A 15,797-nucleotide genomic window follows, 5' to 3' on the forward strand; every position below is an offset into this window, starting at 1 on the left:
GGGCTAGAGGTCGCAAACAGGGACGGTGGTGCGACGCAAACGCGCGGGCATCCTTGCAATTCTCCGGTATTGAATGTTGACTTGGGAACATCAATAAGAAAACCGGGAGCCTTTCAATGACGTCACTTCTCATTTGTCGCCGCACCCTTGCGGCCGCTGTATCGCTGATCGCCATCAGCGCCATGCCGGTCTCCGCCCAGGAAGCCGAAAGCTGCTCGACCGTCCGCTTCTCGGATGTCGGCTGGACCGACATCACCGCCACCACAGCCACCGCCTCCGTTCTGCTGCAGGCGCTCGGCTATGAGCCGACGACAACGGTCCTCTCCGTGCCGGTCACCTATTCCTCGCTGAAGAACAAGGATATCGACGTCTTCCTCGGCAACTGGATGCCGACGATGGAAGCCGACATTGCGCCCTACCGTGAAGACAAGTCGGTCGAGGTCTTCGGCCCGAACCTCGAAGGCGCGAAATACACGCTCGCCACCAATGCCAAGGGCGCCGAACTCGGCATCAAGGATTTTGCCGACATCGCCAAGCATGCCGACGCGCTGGAAGGCAAGATCTACGGCATCGAGCCGGGCAATGACGGCAACCGCCTGATCCTCGACATGATCGACGCCAACAAGTTCGAACTCGGTGACTTCGAAGTCGTCGAATCCTCCGAACAGGGCATGCTGGCCCAGGTCGCCCGCGCCGAAAAGGATGGCCAGCCGGTCGTCTTCCTCGGCTGGGAACCGCACCCGATGAACGCCAACTTCAAGCTGACCTATCTGTCCGGCGGCGATGACGTCTTCGGGCCGGACTTCGGCGGCGCGACCATCTTCACCAACACCCGCGCCGGCTACACGGCCGAATGCCCGAATGTCGGCAAGTTCGTCACCAACCTCAAGTTCTCGCTCCAGATGGAGAACGAGATCATGGGCAAGATCCTGAATGACGGCCAGGATGCAGAAGCCGCTGCGTCCGATTGGCTGAAGGCCAATCCGGCGGCTGTCGAGCCCTGGCTCGCTGGCGTCACTACCAAGGATGGCGGCGATGGCCTCGCGGCCGTGAAGACGGCACTGGGCCTCTAAGCCCTGTCCATCGATCGTGGAACCGCGCGACCGGAAGGGGGATCCGGCCGCGCGGCCTCCCAGGCATTGAACCTGTGGCCAATCGGGGACGAACATGGATTTTCTGACAGACAACAAACTACCCATCGGGCCCTGGTCGAAGAGCTTCGTCGACTGGCTGACCGATAACGTCGATTTTGTATTTGATTTTATCGCAACGATTCTCAGCGCGTCGATCAACGCGATGCTCTTCGTGCTTCAGGCACCCTTTCTCAAGGGAACAGCGCTGGAAGCCTTCTATCCGCTGTTCATGATCGCGCTGTTTTCGCTGCTCGCCTGGTTCATGCGCCGCTCGCTCGGTGTCACAGCCTTCACCTTTTTCGGCCTGCTCCTCATCTTCAATCAGGGCTACTGGAAGGAGACCATGGAGACACTGGCACTCGTACTGGCGGCAACCGGCGTGTGCATGGTCATCGGCGTACCGATCGGCATCGCCTGCGCCAGACGCCCCTGGCTCTATGCAGTGGTCCGCCCCATTCTCGACCTGATGCAGACGATCCCCACCTTTGTCTATCTCATCCCGGCGCTGATCCTGTTCGGCCTCGGCATGGTGCCCGGCCTGATCGCGACCGTGATCTTCGCGATCGCCGCCCCGATCCGCCTGACACGCCTCGGCATCATCTCCACCCCGCCCTCTCTGGTGGAAGCGGCCGTGGCCTTCGGCGCGACCCCGACCCAGGTGCTCCGCAAGGTCGAACTGCCCTTCGCCATGCCGCAGATCATGGCGGGACTGACCCAGACGATCATGCTGTCGCTGTCGATGGTGGTCATCGCCGCGCTCGTCGGCGCAAGCGGCCTCGGCGTGCCGGTCGTTCGGGCTCTCAACACCGTCAACATCGCGCGTGGCTTCGAGGCCGGTCTCTGCATCGTGATCCTCGCCATCATCCTCGACCGGATGTTCCGCATTCCCGGAGAAGAGACATGACCGACGCCGTAATCTTCGACAATGTCGACATCGTCTTTGGCGACAATCCCCAGCGTGCGCTCGAAATGCTCGATCAGGGCAAGAGCCGCGACGAAATCGGCGCTGAGACTGGCCTCGTGCTCGGCGTGGCCGGCGCCTCGCTCACCGTCAAGGAAGGCGAGATCCTCGTGCTCATGGGCCTTTCCGGCTCGGGCAAGTCGACACTGCTGCGCGCCGTCAATGCACTCGCCCCAGTGGTACGCGGAAATGTCAGCGTGCGCACGGAAAACGGCTATGTCGATCCCTATAAGGCCTCTGCTCAGGTGCTGCGCGACCTGCGCATGCACACCGTCTCCATGGTTTTCCAGCAGTTCGGCCTCCTGCCCTGGCGCACAGTGGCAGAGAATGTCGGCTTCGGTCTCGAACTGGCCGGCGTAGACGAAGCGGAGCGCAAGGAGCGCGTCGCGACGCAGCTCGAGCTCGTCAACCTCTCGACCTGGGCCGACCGTAAGGTCAACGAACTCTCCGGCGGCATGCAGCAGCGCGTCGGCCTTGCCCGCGCCTTCGCGACAGGTGCCCCGATCCTTCTCATGGACGAGCCCTTCTCGGCGCTCGACCCACTGATCCGCACCCGTCTCCAGGACGAGCTTCTCGAATTCCAGGCGCGGCTGAAGAAGACCATCCTCTTCGTCAGTCACGACCTCGACGAGGCCTTCCGCATCGGCAACCGCATCGCCATCATGGAAGGCGGCCACATCATCCAGTGCGGCACGCCACAGGAAATCGTCCAGAACCCGACCAACCAGTATGTCGCTGATTTCGTGCAGAACATGAACCCGATCAACATGCTGGTCGCCTCGGACGTGATGCGCTCCGGCGTGACCGGCGAACAGCGCCAGGTTACCGGCACCACGGCGCCGGCAACACCGCTCGTCGACATCCTGGATGCGCTGTCGCGTCAACCTGGCACGATCGGGGTCGTTGACAACGGCGTCGTCATCGGCACGATCGACGCTCAGGATGTGGTGAGCGGGTTGACCAAACATCGCCGCAAGGCGTGACGTGCCCTGCCCCGCATCGATGACAGGCGCATGCGGGAGACGGACATGAACGACAAGCCCCAGGTAATCCGGGATACCGACGACGATGCGCGCCGCCAGGCGCGCATTTTGCTGCGGGGCGCGCGATTCGCGGCGATCGGCGTGATCGATCCGGAGACCGGCTTTCCTTTCGTCAGCCGCGTGCTGCTCGGCATGGACAGCGACGGCGCCGCGGTCATTCTCGTCTCCGGCCTGTCCGCCCACACGACGGCCCTGCTCGCGGATCCGCGTGCCTCTCTTCTGACAGGCGAACCAGGCAAGGGCGACCCGCTTGCCCATCCGCGCCTGACGCTGCAATGCACGGCCGAAACCGTCGAGCGCGACAGCGATACGCACCAGAGGCTGCGCAGCCGCTTCCTCGCCCGCCATGCGAAATCGCAGCTTTACATCGACTTCCCCGACTTTCGATTCTTCCGGCTGAGGCCCGAACGGGCGAGCCTGAATGGCGGATTCGGCCGTGCCTATCATTTGAGCAGCGCGGATTTCTCGATCTCGCAAATCAATGATGATTTGTTTGAGTGTGAGGCGGCCTTACTGCGAGAATTAGGGGGGCGGCATCCGGAGCTCGCAACGCGCATCGCGACAAAAATTCACGGCGCCCCTGAGGGCGACTGGCGCATTGCCGCCATCGATTCGCACGGATTAGACATCGTTTTCAAAGACTTGCTGATTCGCCACGAGTTTGTGACGCCGATCACAAATGCCCAACATCTGCTATTAGAGTTACCTAAATCAGTATACGCAGTACCTTAAATTTAGGCATATACAAATTGGATGATGCTGGTAGAGTTTAGCCTCCAATTAAGTGATGGATTTTCAACGACTGCCACTCCCCCCAAGGGCGCTCGACCAAAGAAAGTTGAACTGAGATGAAAACGAAAGCTTTGTCCGAACAATCGACCGTTGCTGCAGGCTTGCTGTCCGCCATGGCAAACCCGAAGCGACTGATGATCCTCTGCAGCCTCGTCGAAGGTGAGGTTCCCGTCGGTGTTCTGGCGACCCAGGTCGGCCTGAGCCAGTCGGCTCTGTCCCAGCACCTCTCCAAGCTTCGCGCACAGAAGCTGGTGAAGACGCGTCGCGACGCACAGACGATCTACTACTCCTCGACATCGGAATCGGTGATCAAGATCCTTGCAACGCTGGAAAGCATCTATTGCCCCCCGGCAGCGAGCAAGACTGCCGCTTGATGACAGCGCTGCCAGAAGCGCACTGATTGAGGGTGGGAGGCGATCAGGTGAACATCCGCTCGCGCGGATGAAGCCTCTGGCATTCGATATTTCAAAGCCCTGGACGGCATCGCCGCCGGGGCTTTTTGCTTGGCACCGACGGCACGCGCCTTTTCAGCAACGGGTCGTCGATGCATCGCGCTTCCATCACCCGAATTCAGCGATCCATGACCTTTGTTGATGCGCCCCTGCCGGTGGCTTGACCATGCCATGCGCCCTGATAACGTGACGGCGCAATCAACGGAGTTCGGCCCTTGCAGCCGACATCAGGGAGAATGGCCGCCCGCGACCAAAGGGCCATGGAGAACACGATGTCTAACCGCCTCAATTCCACGCCGAACGACCTGCGCGCCTTCTGGATGCCGTTCACCGCGAACCGCCAGTACAAGAAGGAGCCGCGCCTCTTCGTCGGCGCCAAGGACATGCACTACACCACCCATGACGGACGTCAGGTGCTCGACGGCACCGCGGGCCTCTGGTGTGTGAATGCCGGCCACTGCCGCCCGCTGATTACCGAAGCAATCCGCGAGCAGGCCGGCGAACTCGACTATGCGCCGGCCTTCCAGCTCGGCCATCCCAAGGCTTTCGAACTGGCCAACCGCCTGATCGATCTCGCGCCTGACAACATGGCGCATGTGCTCTACACCAATTCCGGTTCGGAATCGGTCGAGACGGCGCTCAAGGTGGCCCTCGCTTACCAGCGCGTGAAGGGACAGGGATCGCGCACCCGTCTGATCGGTCGCGAGCGCGGCTATCACGGCGTCAATTTCGGTGGCATTTCGGTTGGCGGCATTGTCTCCAACCGCAAGATGTTTGGCACGCTCCTGACGGGCGTTGACCACCTGCCGCACACCCACCAGCCGGCCAAGAACGCCTTCACCAAGGGCATTCCGGAGCATGGCGGCGATCTCGCCGACGAGCTGGAGCGCATCGTCACCCTGCATGACGCCTCAACCATCGCCGCCGTCATCGTCGAGCCGGTCTCCGGTTCGACCGGCGTTCTGATCCCGCCGAAGGGCTATCTGCAGCGCCTGCGCGAGATCTGCACCAAGCACGGCATCCTGTTGATCTTCGATGAAGTCATCACCGGCTTCGGCCGCCTCGGCGCGCCGTTTGCTGCCCAGTATTTCGACGTGAAGCCCGACATCATGGTCACCGCCAAGGGCCTGACCAACGGCGTCATCCCGATGGGCGCGGTCTTCGTCACCGCCGAGATCCATGACGCCTTCATGCAGGGACCCGAGCACATGATCGAGTTCTTCCATGGCTATACCTATTCCGGCAACCCGATCGCCTCTGCAGCCGCGCTCGGCACGCTCGACACCTACAAGGAAGAGGGCCTGCTGACCCGCGCCTCGGAAATCGCCCCGTATTGGGAAGAGAAGCTGCACTCTCTGAGGGATTGCCCGAACGTCATCGACATCCGCAATCTCGGCCTGATCGGTGCGATCGAGCTGAAGCCGATCGATGGCGAGCCGACGAAGCGCGCCTTCAACGCCTTCCTCAACGCCTATAACGACGGCCTCCTGATCCGCACCACCGGCGACATCATCGCGCTGTCGCCGCCGCTGATCATTACCCACGAGCAGATCGACGAGCTGTTCGACAAGCTGCGCAAGGTGCTGATGAACAACATCTGAGGCCTGCACTCGGAACCAGATGCAAGGAAGCGGCCCGCGTGGCCGCTTTTTTGTAGCTTGCGCGAAGCTGACCATCGATTTCACTCGCGCTTGTCGCTTGTCGCACCATCCCGTATCTTGTCGAGAATCGCACGTTCGATCCTGGCGCAGATGATCGCGAAAGGCTCGGGCGACGACTTCAGCACATCCGCAATCGTCATCACCGACATCACGTCGCAAAGGGCGCAAGCGGATCTGGTCCCTGGAGGAAATCCGTGGTTGACCTCTTCAAGCGTATGTTCGGTAAAGACGTTTCCCTCGCAAACTCACCCGCAAGGGCAGCCCCGGAACCCGAGGCGATCTCCGCAGCGCGCGCCGACGAAGCCCGCCTTGCCGCTCGCCGGGCGCAGATCAGCAATGATCTCTTCGAACTTCAGCAAATCGCCATGGCCGAACTTGCCTTGCGCAAGGAACAGGACGCAGCCGCCGCCAAGGCCGGCTTCGAAGCCGAAGACGGCGTTGGCGGCCGTATTCTGACCGTATGAAGACGGGCCTTATCGTCAGGCCATAGGCTGCCCCGACAAAGCTGTGGCGTGATCGCACACCACGGCATCGGGTCTTTTGCTGCTCGTCGTTTTTGTCTAAAGCGATCACGGGGAGCAACAAAAGAACCCGAATGGCGCTGAAACCGACATAGATCGGTCGCGCCGACCCAAGGAGCAGGACATGAAATTTCAACTCTTCGCAGGCGCAGCCTTGGCCGCGCTGATCGTTAGCGCCCCCGCTGCCCGTGCCGAAATCGTGCTCGGCCTGATGGCGCCGCTGACCGGCCCGCTGGCCGCCGTCGGCGCGCAGATCAAGAACGGGGCCGAAACCGCCGTTGAGGAAATCAACAAGAAGGGCGGGATCAACGGCGAACAGGTGACCCTGAAGATCGCCGACGACGCAGGTGAGCCGAAGCAGGGCGTCTCCGCCGCAAACCAGCTGGTCGGTGAAGGTGTGCGTTTCGTCGTCGGCCCGGTCACCTCGGGTGTCGCCGTCCCCGCGTCCAGCGTTCTCGCCGAAAACGGTGTGCTCATGGTCACCCCGACCGCGACCGCCCCTGACCTGACCGCCCGCGGCCTGACCACGGTGCTTCGTACCTGCGGCCGTGACGACCAGCAGGCGGACGTCGCCGCCAAGCTCGTTCTCGGCGCCTACAAGGACAAGAAGATCGCCATCCTCGATGACAAGGGCCAGTACGGCAAGGGTCTCGCCGATGCCTTCCAGGCAGCCCTGAACGCCGGCGGCGTCACCGAAGTCTTCAAGGATTCGCTGACAGCAGGCGAAAAGGATTTCGGCGCGCTCATTACCCGCCTGAAGGCCGAAGGCGTCGAGGTCATCTACTTCGGCGGCTACCACCCGGAAGCCGGCCTGATGGTCCGCCAGATGAAGGATGCCGGTCTTTCGGCCCAGCTGATCGCCGGTGACGGCCTGTCGAACAACGAATTCGTCACCATCGGCGGCGACGCTGCCGAAGGCACGATCTTCACCAATGCGGCCGACGCCCTGAAGAACGATGACAGCAAGGCCGCCGTCGACGCGCTTGCCGCCAAGAACATCCCCGCAGAAGCCTTCACGCTGAACACCTATGCCGCCGTCGAAGTCATCGCCGCCGGCATCGCCAAGGCCGGAAGCACCGACGACGCGGAAGCTGTGGCCGCAGCACTGAAGGACGGCTCGGAAATCCCGACCGCCATCGGCAAGCTGACCTACGGCGAGACCGGCGACCTGACCTCTCAGAGCTTCGCGGTCTACAAGTGGGAAGCTGGCAAGACGGTCGCTGCCGAGTAAGCTGACACGCTATCTGACCTTGAAAAGGCGGCCCACGAGGGTCGCCTTTTTTGTTGGCAAACGAAGATTGGAGAGCACACCAGTGAAACGAACGACTGCGCGCGCGAAGTCCCGATACTTGGACAGCACATGATCGTGCCGATTTATAGTTTGATATCCTCGATCAAACTCGTTCGGCAAGTGTGCCAGAAAGCTTCGCTCAATGTTCGGCTGCAAGGAGTACTCAACTCAACCCGGTGGAACTCTCATGGCGCCCATTATACTGATCACCTTTGCAGGCCGACGCAATCGGATGGAAATCCTCACGAATTATGTGAAGGCAGCGCTTTCTGCCGGGATCATCGACGAGTGGCACGTCTGGGACTTCACCCGCTCCGAAGAGGACCGCCTCTGGGTCTCCGAGAACTTCGGTCCCGCGCGCTTCATGCATCCGGACACCCCCTACAATCCTGCAGGCGAGGTGACCGCCTTGTCGCCGTTCCGCATGGATGCGGGCATCGGCGGCGATCTGCATCTGGCATTGCTGCCGAAGAACGATCCGGACGTCTTCTACGAGTTCGTGGTCGGCGGCTGGGACAACCAGTTGAGCGCGGTTCGCAAGATGGGCCGGTCGGAACTCGCGACCTTCAACCGTGACACGGTTCCGCGGATTGCCGAATTCTCGACACCCGGCATCCTCTCCCCCAGCCTGCCCAACCCGGTTGCCCTGGCGATCGACCGCAATGGCCACCCTGTCCTGACAGTCAACGGCATGAAGATCGGTCCGATCAACGAGATCAATCTTTCCGGCGGCGCCGATGTGATGGTCCGTGGCGGCTGGGGTTCAGACCTCGAGATCCTCAATGTCAACGATAAGGTCCGCCGCTATATCGGTCCGCGGAACGAGAAATACCCCTACCACCACACCTACGCCTATTATTCGAAGCATGCGAACCGGTTCCAGGACGCCATCTTCATGAAGTGCGACGATGATATCGTCTACATGAACCTGGAGCGCCTGAGCGATTTTATCGCCTTCCGCCGGGACAATCCGACCCCCTTCCTGGTTTCGGCCAACGTCGTCAACAACGGTGTCTGCGCCCACTGGCAACAAAGGTCGGGCTCCCTTCCCATCGAAGTCGGCCACTTCGAAATGCCGCCGGGTGGCCTCAACGGCAGCCTCTGGGAAAGCGGAAGCCGTGCGAATGCGCTGCATGACTATTTCCTCCAGACGCCGGACAAGCGCATGCCACTTGTCCAACCGGTCGTGGAGGTGAAGGAACGGGTTTCGATCAACTTCATCTCATGGCTAGGTCAGGATCTGAAGCACTTCGGTTTCCGGCGTCTAGGCGACGAAAAGGCGCTGGCCGTCGACATGCCTCGAATTCTGAACAGGCCCGTGGCGATCTACTCCGATTTCGTCGTCAGCCACTTGAGCTTCGGGCCACAAGAGGCAGAACTGCATGTCGATCGGCTGGTGTCGGCTTATGGCGACCTGATGCGGTTGCAACTGGCGGCGTGATCGAGCGCCAGGCGCGGGCTCGAACGAGAAATTGAGCCCGCGCAAAACCGCCGAGACAAGGGTCGTCAGCCTAGGCTATTGCGAGGCTGAGCGACCCTTTTCAGCATTGGCGCCTCCTCACTCGGCGTAGATCATTTTCCGCGTCATGCCACCATCAAGCGTCAGCACCGATCCGGTCATGAAGCCGGCGTCGGCGAGATAGAGCACGGCTTTCGCGACATCCTCCGGTCGACCGACGCGGCCGGCGGGATGTTGGGCATGGTCTTCGGGCAGCAAGTCGTGGTCTCCCGAGATCCAGCCGGGCGCAATGCCGTTGACCCTGATCTTCGGGCCGAGACTGACTGCAAGGGCGTGGGTCAACCCGAAGAGACCACCTTTCGAGGCAGCATAGGCTTCCGTATTCCTCTCCGACATGAAGGCACGCGTCGACAGCATGTTGATGATGGACGCCCCCTCACCCATCAAGGGCACGGCAGCACGTGTCATCAGGAAGGCCGCCGTCAGGTGGCTGTCCGTGACCTTGCGCCAATCGTCGAGCGAGAGGCTGGCTATCGGTCCCCGTTCCGGACTGGCAATCCCGGAATTGTTGACCAGCAGATCGAGGCTTGTCCAGCCGAGTTCGGCGAAAGCGGCCGAAACGGCCGCCTCATCGGAGACATCACAGAGAACCGACCGGATGCCGGCCGGCCCCGCCTTCAGATCGAATGAGGCCACCTCATAACCGGCGGTCTGGAGAGCGGTGCAAACTTCTGCGCCGATAAGGCCGGCGCCGCCTGTGACGATTGCATGTTTCATGAAGCCTCAACGGCGACAGACGGGGAAAGTTTCGCTTAGAGTTCAGCCAGCGTTAAAGTAGCCGGTCGCGATACTCCGGTGCCGGCAGCCAGCAGCTTTCGCGCTTGCCGAAGAGCCGGTAGCGGTTTCTCGCGAGCAGAAGGTAGAGCGGGTCGCGGATGAACCGGGGGACGAACCGAAATACCGACAGGACCTTCCAGGGCCAGCCGAGGCCGGCATAAATCGACAACACGGCATCGCTGTCGCGCAGCATGTGCTCGCCGTCGACCACGATGATGCTGTCCGGATTGCCAGGATCGATGCCGAAGCGGCGGTAGAGCGCCGAGCCCACCTCGCCCTGCATCGAAGCCAGACGAAACCGCTTCTTGCCATCTTGCGAAAGCACGAATTGAGCATTCGCCGAACACAGGATGCATTCGGCATCGAAGAGGATGATTGGGCCGGTGGCGGGTATGGTGTCCATGGGAGGCAATCTAGGCGCGTCTCAGGGCAACGACAATGCGGCAAGCCGTCATTCTCGGCAACGCAGATCGTGACAGACGCTGCGACAGCGTTAGGATGGCGTCTGGCAACAGGCGGGAAGAGGTCGGGAGGATCGACATGAAGAAGGGCTACAAGGACTTGCTGGCGGAGGCGGAGGCACTGGTCGAGGCGGTGGATGCGTCGGAGGCAGCGCGTCTGCATTCGGCGAGCAACGTCGTCTTCGTCGATCTGCGCGACCCGCGCGAGCGCGAACGGGAAGGCACGATCCCGGAGGCCTTCTCCTGCCCGCGCGGCATGCTGGAATTCTGGATCGACCCGGAGAGCCCCTACCACAAACCCGTCTTTGCCGAGGGCAAACTCTTCCTTTTCTTCTGCGCCAGCGGCTGGCGCTCGGCGCTAGCGACGAAGACGGCACTGGAGATGGGACTGGAAAACGTCTGCCATCTCGAAGGCGGCTTTTCCGCCTGGCGCGATCGGGGCCTGCCGGTCGAGACGGTCATGGCGAAGACGAAGGGCTGACGGGCGACCAGCGACCAGCCGTACGTTGAATACCGAGGGCAATTGCTCTATCTTGAAGCGTGAAAGCCGCACGATCGCAACCCTCGCGCATGACGGCGACGAGGCTGGGTCGATGCTCCGCAACGACCCGCGCTCGCCTTGTCCGTGACAGGAGGTCATGGCAGGTGTTGTGAGGGTCCAGTCTCGTGAGGAGACGATCATGGTCGAACGCATCAGCCGCATCTCCAGCAGCGAAGCCTCCAGCCAGACGGAAGCCGGTTCCACCCTGAACCTCGGTTCCGACGCGCAAAACGCCTGGGTTGCGGCCCGCCAGTCGAAGATCAATCACGACCTCGAAGAACGGCATCAGCAAGATGCAGAAGAGAAGATCGGTCAAGATTCACCTGTGGAAGACGGCGGCGATGTTGAGGAGAAGCGCTTCTCCGGCGAGAGCGAGCGCATCGGCACCCAGAATTTCGATGAAAACACCCCGTTCGGCGAGCGTGTCGCGATCGTCTGAAAAGGAGCACCTCTTCAAAGGGAGAGCCAACGGGGAAAGCCCTGCAGAGCTCGGGAAGGAAGCTCGACACATCCGCGTCGCACTTTGCCGCCAATCCCTTTAGGGTGCGGCCAAACAGACGAGGACCCTTCATGCCCCTTACGATTCGCATCGCCAACCAGGAACTTGCCGTCGAGGTCTCGACGCTCGGCGCAGAAATGCAGTCGCTGAAGACAGCGGATGGCCGAGATTTCCTCTGGGACGGCGATGCCACCTGGTGGACGGGGCGGTCCCCGATCCTCTTCCCGATCGTCGGCAAGGCGCCGGACGACAGGCTGGCGATCAACGGCAAGACCTATCCCATGGCGCAGCACGGCATCGCCCGCCGGCGGGAATTTGCAATCGTCGAGCAGACGGCGACAGCCTGTCGCCATGAACTCGTCTCGAATGAAGAAACGCGCGAGGTCTATCCCTTCGATTTTCGCCTGACGCTGGAGCACCGCCTCGACGGACGCAGCCTGTCGGTAACGGCGACGGTCGAGAACACCGGCGACGGGCTTTTGCCCTTCGGCCTCGGTTTTCATCCGGCCTTTCTCTGGCCTTTGCCGGGAGCCGAGGACAAGCCGCATCATGTTCAGCTCGACAATGGCGCCGAACCTGCGGTCGTGCAGCTCGAAGCCGGCCTGATCGGCAAGCGCCTGCCCTCTCCCTTCACGGCCGGGAGGCTCGATCTGAACCATGCGCTCTTTGCCAATGATGCACTGGTCTTCCCCGAAGATGCGGGCACCGGGCTGACCTATGCCGCAGAAAATGGGCCTTCGATGCATTTCACCTTCGAGAACCTGCCCAATATCGCCCTTTGGCAGAAGCCCGGCGCCCCCTTCCTCTGCGTCGAACCCTGGCACGGCATGGCCGCCCATGCGGGTGGGACCGCAGAACTGGTCGAACGGCCCTATACGTTGGCCCTGCCGGCAGGGGATGTCATGCGCTTCGGTTTTTCGGTGGAGATCAGGGGGTAAGGAAAAAGGTCCCATGCGACCCGGAGCAAAAGCGCGCCTGGTAATCGATGGCGGCGGTCCTCTCCGGGAAATTCCCTTGACTGCGCTTCGAGACCAGCGCCCGAGACACCTCTTGCTCGCTGCCATCCTTCGGCTACTCTCCACGGGTTACCAACCGTGGAGAGGGCAACCCCAATGTGCAATCATTGCGTTATCGAGAATGTGAAGCAGAACATGCTGTCGCGGCGCTCGCTGTTCAAGGGCATGGCCTTTGCGGGCGCGGCCGTCGCCGCCGGCGGAGTTTCCAGGCCGGTTCTGGCGCAGCAGAGCCCGAGCAAGGTGGTGGACCTGACCCACGCCTATGACGAGACCTTCCCGACCTTCGACGGCAACCCGGGCATCGAATATGAATGGGCGGTCGAATTTGAGGGTAACGGCTACCAGCTTCACAAGCTGACGATCTTCGAGCACACGGGCACCCATATCGACGCCCCCTTCCATTTCAGCGCCGACGGCAAGAGCGTCGACCAGATCGAACCACAACAACTTGTGGCCCCACTCGCGATCATCGACATCACAGACCGCGCCAAAGAAGACGCCAATGCGACTGTCGAGGCGGCAGACGTCGAGGCCTGGATCAGCGCCAATGGCGAGATCCCTCGGGGCGCGGTCGTGGCACTTCGCTCCGGTTGGGCGAAGAAGGTGAGTGAACCCGCCTTCCGCAACGACGGTGAAGGCAAGTTCGCTTTCCCCGGTTTCGGCAAGTCGGCGACCGACCTGCTAGCCACGCTCGACGTGGCGGCAATCGGCGTCGATTCGCTGTCGCTCGATCCGGGCAATTCGGCCGACTTCGCCGTGCACAACAGCTGGCTGCCGGGCGGGCGCTACGGCATTGAATGCCTGAACAATCTGGAGGAGCTTCCGGTCACCGGAGCGACGATCATGGTCGGCGCGCCGAAGCACAAGCGCGGCACCGGTGGGCCGGCCCGCGTCCTCGCGCTGATTTGAGGACGACCACATGGCTGTCCTCCCTCTCCTCAGCGACGAGCAGGCGAGCGCGGAAGCGCTCGCCGTCTTCAACGATATCAGAACAAAACGCGGCACCGATTACGTCAACAACTTCTGGCGGGCGCTCGCCCATGATCCGGACGAACTCAAATCCGTCTGGGACCGGCTGCAGACAGTGATGGCGCCCGGCGCCCTCGACCCGCTGGTCAAGGAACTGATCTACATCGCGGTGTCAGCGACCAATGGCTGCGCCTATTGCGTTCACAGCCACACCGCCTCCGCAAAGTCCAAGGGCATGACGCCCGAAATGCATGCCGAACTCCTGCAGGTCGTTGCCATGGCAAGCCGTACCAATGCGCTGGCGGTGGCGCTCGGCGTGCCGGTGGATGAGCGGTTTGAGGCTCATTCCGCCAGCAAGGGTGATTGAGGATCAGCGTCGCAGATCGAGATCGCGGCCCTTTCCCTCTACCCGTCCCAGTCGCTACAGTGCCGGGAACAACAGAATCGGAGACGCTGCATGACCGACCTCGAACGCCGCATCGATCAGGGGACCGGCCGCCAGCCGGCGGATCTCGTGTTGAAGGGTGGGCGCTTCTTCGATCTGGTCACCGGCGAACTGGTTGCCTCCGACATCGCGATATCAGGCGAGACAATTGTCGGAACCGTCGAGGATTATGAAGGCCGCGAGGTCATAGACATCACCGGCAAGATCGTCGTGCCCGGTTTCATCGATACCCATCTGCATATCGAAAGCTCGCTGGTCACGCCGCATGAATTCGACCGTTGCGTACTGCCCTATGGCGTGACGACCGTGATCTGCGACCCGCACGAGATCGCCAATGTGCTGGGCACCGAGGGCATCCAGTTCTTCCTGGATTCCGCAGAGCAGACGATCATGGACATCCGCGTCCAGCTTTCGTCCTGCGTACCGGCGACACATCTGGAAACGTCGGGTGCCGACCTGCCGATCGAAAGGCTCCTGCCCTTCCGCGATCATCCGAAGGTGATCGGGCTTGCGGAATTCATGAATTTTCCGGGCGTGATCCACAAGGATCCGATCTGCATGGCGAAGCTCGAAGCCTTCCAGGACGGCCATATCGACGGTCATTCGCCGCTCTTGTCGGGCCGCGACCTGAACGGCTATCTCTCTGCCCGCATCCGCACCGACCACGAATGCACGAGTGCTGCGGAAGCCATGGAGAAGATCCGCAAGGGCATGCATATCCTTGTGCGCGAGGGCTCGGTCTCGAAAGACCTGCACGCGCTGATGCCGATCCTCACCGAGCGGCTGTCGCCCTTCCTGGCGCTCTGCACCGACGACCGCAACCCGCTCGATATCGCCGAGCAGGGCCATCTCGACTATCTCATCCGCGAAGCAATCAGACACGGCGTGGATCCCATCGCCGTCTACCGCGCCGCCTCGATTTCGGCCGCCCGCGCTTTCGGACTTCGCGATAGAGGCCTCGTGGCACCGGGCTGGCGGGCCGATCTCGTGGTCATCGACAGCCTCGAAAACTGCAAGGCCGAGATGGTGTTTGCCGGCGGCCGCCGTGTGACAGACGCCCTCTTCGCCACCCGCAAGCCGGTCGCCCCCGTCGGGCTCGACAGCGTCAAGGCACGGGAAGTGAAGCCTGCGGACTTCGGCGTGCCGGTCGCAGAGGGCGAAACACCCGTGATCGGCGTCATACCCGGCAAGATCATCACTGAACACCGCCGCTACCGCCTGCCGACCTCGGGCAACCAGACATCCGTCGATCTCGAAAATGACGTGATCAAGGTCGCCGTCATCGAGCGTCACGGCAAGAACGGCAACCACGCCAATGGCTTCGTTCAGGGGTTCGGCCTGAAGAAGGGCGCCATCGCCTCGACCGTCGGCCATGACAGCCACAACATCTGCGTCGTCGGCGTCTCAGAAGAGGACATGGCGCTCGCCGCCAACAGGCTCGGCGAAATCAAGGGCGGCTTCGTCGTGGTGGAAGACGGCAAGGTCACCGGCGAGATCCCGCTGCCCGTCGCCGGCCTGATGAGCCTCGAGCCCTATGAGAGCGTGCGCGACACGCTGCATCACTTGAGACAAGCCGCCTATGCCCTTGGAACGCAACTCGAAGAACCCTTCCTCCAGGTCGCCTTCCTGCCACTGCCGGTGATCCCGCATCTGAAGATTTCCGACAAGGGCATGGTCGATGTCGACAAGTTCTGCCTGATCGGGTGAGGATTGGCA

The 15,797-nt window shown here is 61.9% G+C and carries 17 protein-coding genes; 15 read left to right on the top strand and 2 right to left on the bottom strand.

Annotation, left to right across the window (positions count from 1 at the left end):
- Window positions 1-182: 182 nt before the first annotated feature.
- The 9 genes from GH983_RS12810 (at window position 183) to GH983_RS12850 (ending at window position 9,295) form a co-directional block, all read left to right on the top strand.
- Window positions 183-1,073 (top strand): choline ABC transporter substrate-binding protein, encoded by an 891-nt coding sequence (locus GH983_RS12810; protein ID WP_371418488.1) that lies wholly within the window; start codon window positions 183-185, stop codon window positions 1,071-1,073.
- Window positions 1,074-1,167: 94 nt separating this feature from the next.
- Window positions 1,168-2,037, top strand: a complete 870-nt coding sequence (gene choW, locus GH983_RS12815) for a choline ABC transporter permease subunit (protein WP_054148472.1) — start codon at window positions 1,168-1,170, stop codon at window positions 2,035-2,037.
- Complete coding sequence (choV, locus tag GH983_RS12820) at window positions 2,034-3,077, top strand: choline ABC transporter ATP-binding protein (RefSeq protein WP_153762583.1); 1,044 nt, start codon at window positions 2,034-2,036, stop codon at window positions 3,075-3,077. The genes choW and choV overlap by 4 nt, the downstream gene beginning before the upstream one ends.
- A 45-nt stretch (window positions 3,078-3,122) precedes the next feature.
- Window positions 3,123-3,869 (top strand): HugZ family protein, encoded by a 747-nt coding sequence (locus tag GH983_RS12825; protein ID WP_153762584.1) that lies wholly within the window; start codon window positions 3,123-3,125, stop codon window positions 3,867-3,869.
- 116 nt (window positions 3,870-3,985) lie between these two features.
- Window positions 3,986-4,303 carry a helix-turn-helix transcriptional regulator gene (locus GH983_RS12830; protein ID WP_006725707.1) on the top strand — a complete coding sequence of 106 codons (318 nt, stop codon included), beginning with the start codon at window positions 3,986-3,988 and terminating at the stop codon, window positions 4,301-4,303.
- Between the two features lie 350 nt (window positions 4,304-4,653).
- Window positions 4,654-5,982: an aspartate aminotransferase family protein gene (locus GH983_RS12835; protein ID WP_054148537.1), complete on the top strand. Its 1,329-nt coding sequence runs from the start codon at window positions 4,654-4,656 to the stop codon at window positions 5,980-5,982.
- A 254-nt stretch (window positions 5,983-6,236) separates the two neighbouring features.
- Window positions 6,237-6,506, top strand: coding sequence for a hypothetical protein (locus GH983_RS12840; protein WP_153762585.1), 270 nt, complete (start codon window positions 6,237-6,239; stop codon window positions 6,504-6,506).
- 181 nt (window positions 6,507-6,687) lie between these two features.
- Entirely contained in the window at window positions 6,688-7,794 is a 1,107-nt protein-coding gene (locus GH983_RS12845; RefSeq protein WP_153762586.1) for a branched-chain amino acid ABC transporter substrate-binding protein, read from the top strand.
- Window positions 7,795-8,041: 247 nt separating this feature from the next.
- Window positions 8,042-9,295, top strand: a complete 1,254-nt coding sequence (locus GH983_RS12850) for a hypothetical protein (protein WP_069043615.1) — start codon at window positions 8,042-8,044, stop codon at window positions 9,293-9,295.
- A gap of 117 nt (window positions 9,296-9,412) precedes the next feature.
- On the opposite strand, the gene GH983_RS12855 is transcribed toward GH983_RS12850, so the two are convergent.
- Both GH983_RS12855 and GH983_RS12860 read right to left on the bottom strand, forming a co-directional pair.
- Window positions 9,413-10,090, bottom strand: a complete 678-nt coding sequence (locus GH983_RS12855) for an SDR family oxidoreductase (protein WP_153762587.1) — start codon at window positions 10,088-10,090, stop codon at window positions 9,413-9,415.
- A gap of 52 nt (window positions 10,091-10,142) precedes the next feature.
- On the bottom strand, window positions 10,143-10,553 hold the full coding sequence (locus GH983_RS12860) for a thiol-disulfide oxidoreductase DCC family protein (RefSeq protein ID WP_054148465.1): 411 nt from the start codon (window positions 10,551-10,553) through the stop codon (window positions 10,143-10,145).
- Window positions 10,554-10,690: 137 nt separating this feature from the next.
- On the opposite strand from GH983_RS12860, the gene GH983_RS12865 reads away from it, so the two are divergent.
- The 6 genes from GH983_RS12865 (at window position 10,691) to ade (ending at window position 15,788) form a co-directional block, all read left to right on the top strand.
- Window positions 10,691-11,092: a rhodanese-like domain-containing protein gene (locus tag GH983_RS12865; protein WP_054148464.1), complete on the top strand. Its 402-nt coding sequence runs from the start codon at window positions 10,691-10,693 to the stop codon at window positions 11,090-11,092.
- A 199-nt stretch (window positions 11,093-11,291) separates the two neighbouring features.
- Window positions 11,292-11,591 (top strand): hypothetical protein, encoded by a 300-nt coding sequence (locus GH983_RS12870; RefSeq protein ID WP_153762588.1) that lies wholly within the window; start codon window positions 11,292-11,294, stop codon window positions 11,589-11,591.
- A 131-nt stretch (window positions 11,592-11,722) separates the two neighbouring features.
- On the top strand, window positions 11,723-12,589 hold the full coding sequence (locus tag GH983_RS12875; RefSeq protein WP_153762589.1) for an aldose 1-epimerase family protein: 867 nt from the start codon (window positions 11,723-11,725) through the stop codon (window positions 12,587-12,589).
- 174 nt (window positions 12,590-12,763) lie between these two features.
- Window positions 12,764-13,576 (top strand): cyclase family protein, encoded by an 813-nt coding sequence (locus GH983_RS12880; protein WP_153762590.1) that lies wholly within the window; start codon window positions 12,764-12,766, stop codon window positions 13,574-13,576.
- Window positions 13,577-13,586: 10 nt separating this feature from the next.
- Window positions 13,587-14,003, top strand: coding sequence for a carboxymuconolactone decarboxylase family protein (locus GH983_RS12885; protein WP_153762591.1), 417 nt, complete (start codon window positions 13,587-13,589; stop codon window positions 14,001-14,003).
- Between the two features lie 90 nt (window positions 14,004-14,093).
- Window positions 14,094-15,788 carry an adenine deaminase gene (gene ade / locus GH983_RS12890; RefSeq protein WP_153762592.1) on the top strand — a complete coding sequence of 565 codons (1,695 nt, stop codon included), beginning with the start codon at window positions 14,094-14,096 and terminating at the stop codon, window positions 15,786-15,788.
- The last annotated feature ends 9 nt before the right edge of the window (window positions 15,789-15,797 follow it).

Origin of the sequence: Agrobacterium sp. MA01 (assembly GCF_009650195.1) — a bacterium.
In the GTDB taxonomy this organism is placed as follows: domain Bacteria; phylum Pseudomonadota; class Alphaproteobacteria; order Rhizobiales; family Rhizobiaceae; genus Allorhizobium.

Excerpts from the sequence above, each read along its gene's own strand:
- ade (WP_153762592.1), top strand. The coding sequence starts at position 14,094 with ATGACCGACCTCGAACGCCGCATCGATCAGGGGACCGGCCGCCAGCCG.
- GH983_RS12875 (WP_153762589.1), top strand. The coding sequence starts at position 11,723 with ATGCCCCTTACGATTCGCATCGCCAACCAGGAACTTGCCGTCGAGGTC.
- GH983_RS12885 (WP_153762591.1), top strand. The coding sequence starts at position 13,587 with ATGGCTGTCCTCCCTCTCCTCAGCGACGAGCAGGCGAGCGCGGAAGCG.
- GH983_RS12835 (WP_054148537.1), top strand. The coding sequence starts at position 4,654 with ATGTCTAACCGCCTCAATTCCACGCCGAACGACCTGCGCGCCTTCTGG.
- GH983_RS12865 (WP_054148464.1), top strand. The coding sequence starts at position 10,691 with ATGAAGAAGGGCTACAAGGACTTGCTGGCGGAGGCGGAGGCACTGGTC.
- GH983_RS12880 (WP_153762590.1), top strand. The coding sequence starts at position 12,764 with ATGTGCAATCATTGCGTTATCGAGAATGTGAAGCAGAACATGCTGTCG.
- GH983_RS12810 (WP_371418488.1), top strand. The coding sequence starts at position 183 with ATGCCGGTCTCCGCCCAGGAAGCCGAAAGCTGCTCGACCGTCCGCTTC.
- GH983_RS12860 (WP_054148465.1), bottom strand. The coding sequence starts at position 10,553 with ATGGACACCATACCCGCCACCGGCCCAATCATCCTCTTCGATGCCGAA.
- choW (WP_054148472.1), top strand. The coding sequence starts at position 1,168 with ATGGATTTTCTGACAGACAACAAACTACCCATCGGGCCCTGGTCGAAG.
- GH983_RS12830 (WP_006725707.1), top strand. The coding sequence starts at position 3,986 with ATGAAAACGAAAGCTTTGTCCGAACAATCGACCGTTGCTGCAGGCTTG.
- GH983_RS12825 (WP_153762584.1), top strand. The coding sequence starts at position 3,123 with ATGAACGACAAGCCCCAGGTAATCCGGGATACCGACGACGATGCGCGC.
- choV (WP_153762583.1), top strand. The coding sequence starts at position 2,034 with ATGACCGACGCCGTAATCTTCGACAATGTCGACATCGTCTTTGGCGAC.
- GH983_RS12870 (WP_153762588.1), top strand. The coding sequence starts at position 11,292 with ATGGTCGAACGCATCAGCCGCATCTCCAGCAGCGAAGCCTCCAGCCAG.
- GH983_RS12850 (WP_069043615.1), top strand. The coding sequence starts at position 8,042 with ATGGCGCCCATTATACTGATCACCTTTGCAGGCCGACGCAATCGGATG.
- GH983_RS12845 (WP_153762586.1), top strand. The coding sequence starts at position 6,688 with ATGAAATTTCAACTCTTCGCAGGCGCAGCCTTGGCCGCGCTGATCGTT.
- GH983_RS12855 (WP_153762587.1), bottom strand. The coding sequence starts at position 10,090 with ATGAAACATGCAATCGTCACAGGCGGCGCCGGCCTTATCGGCGCAGAA.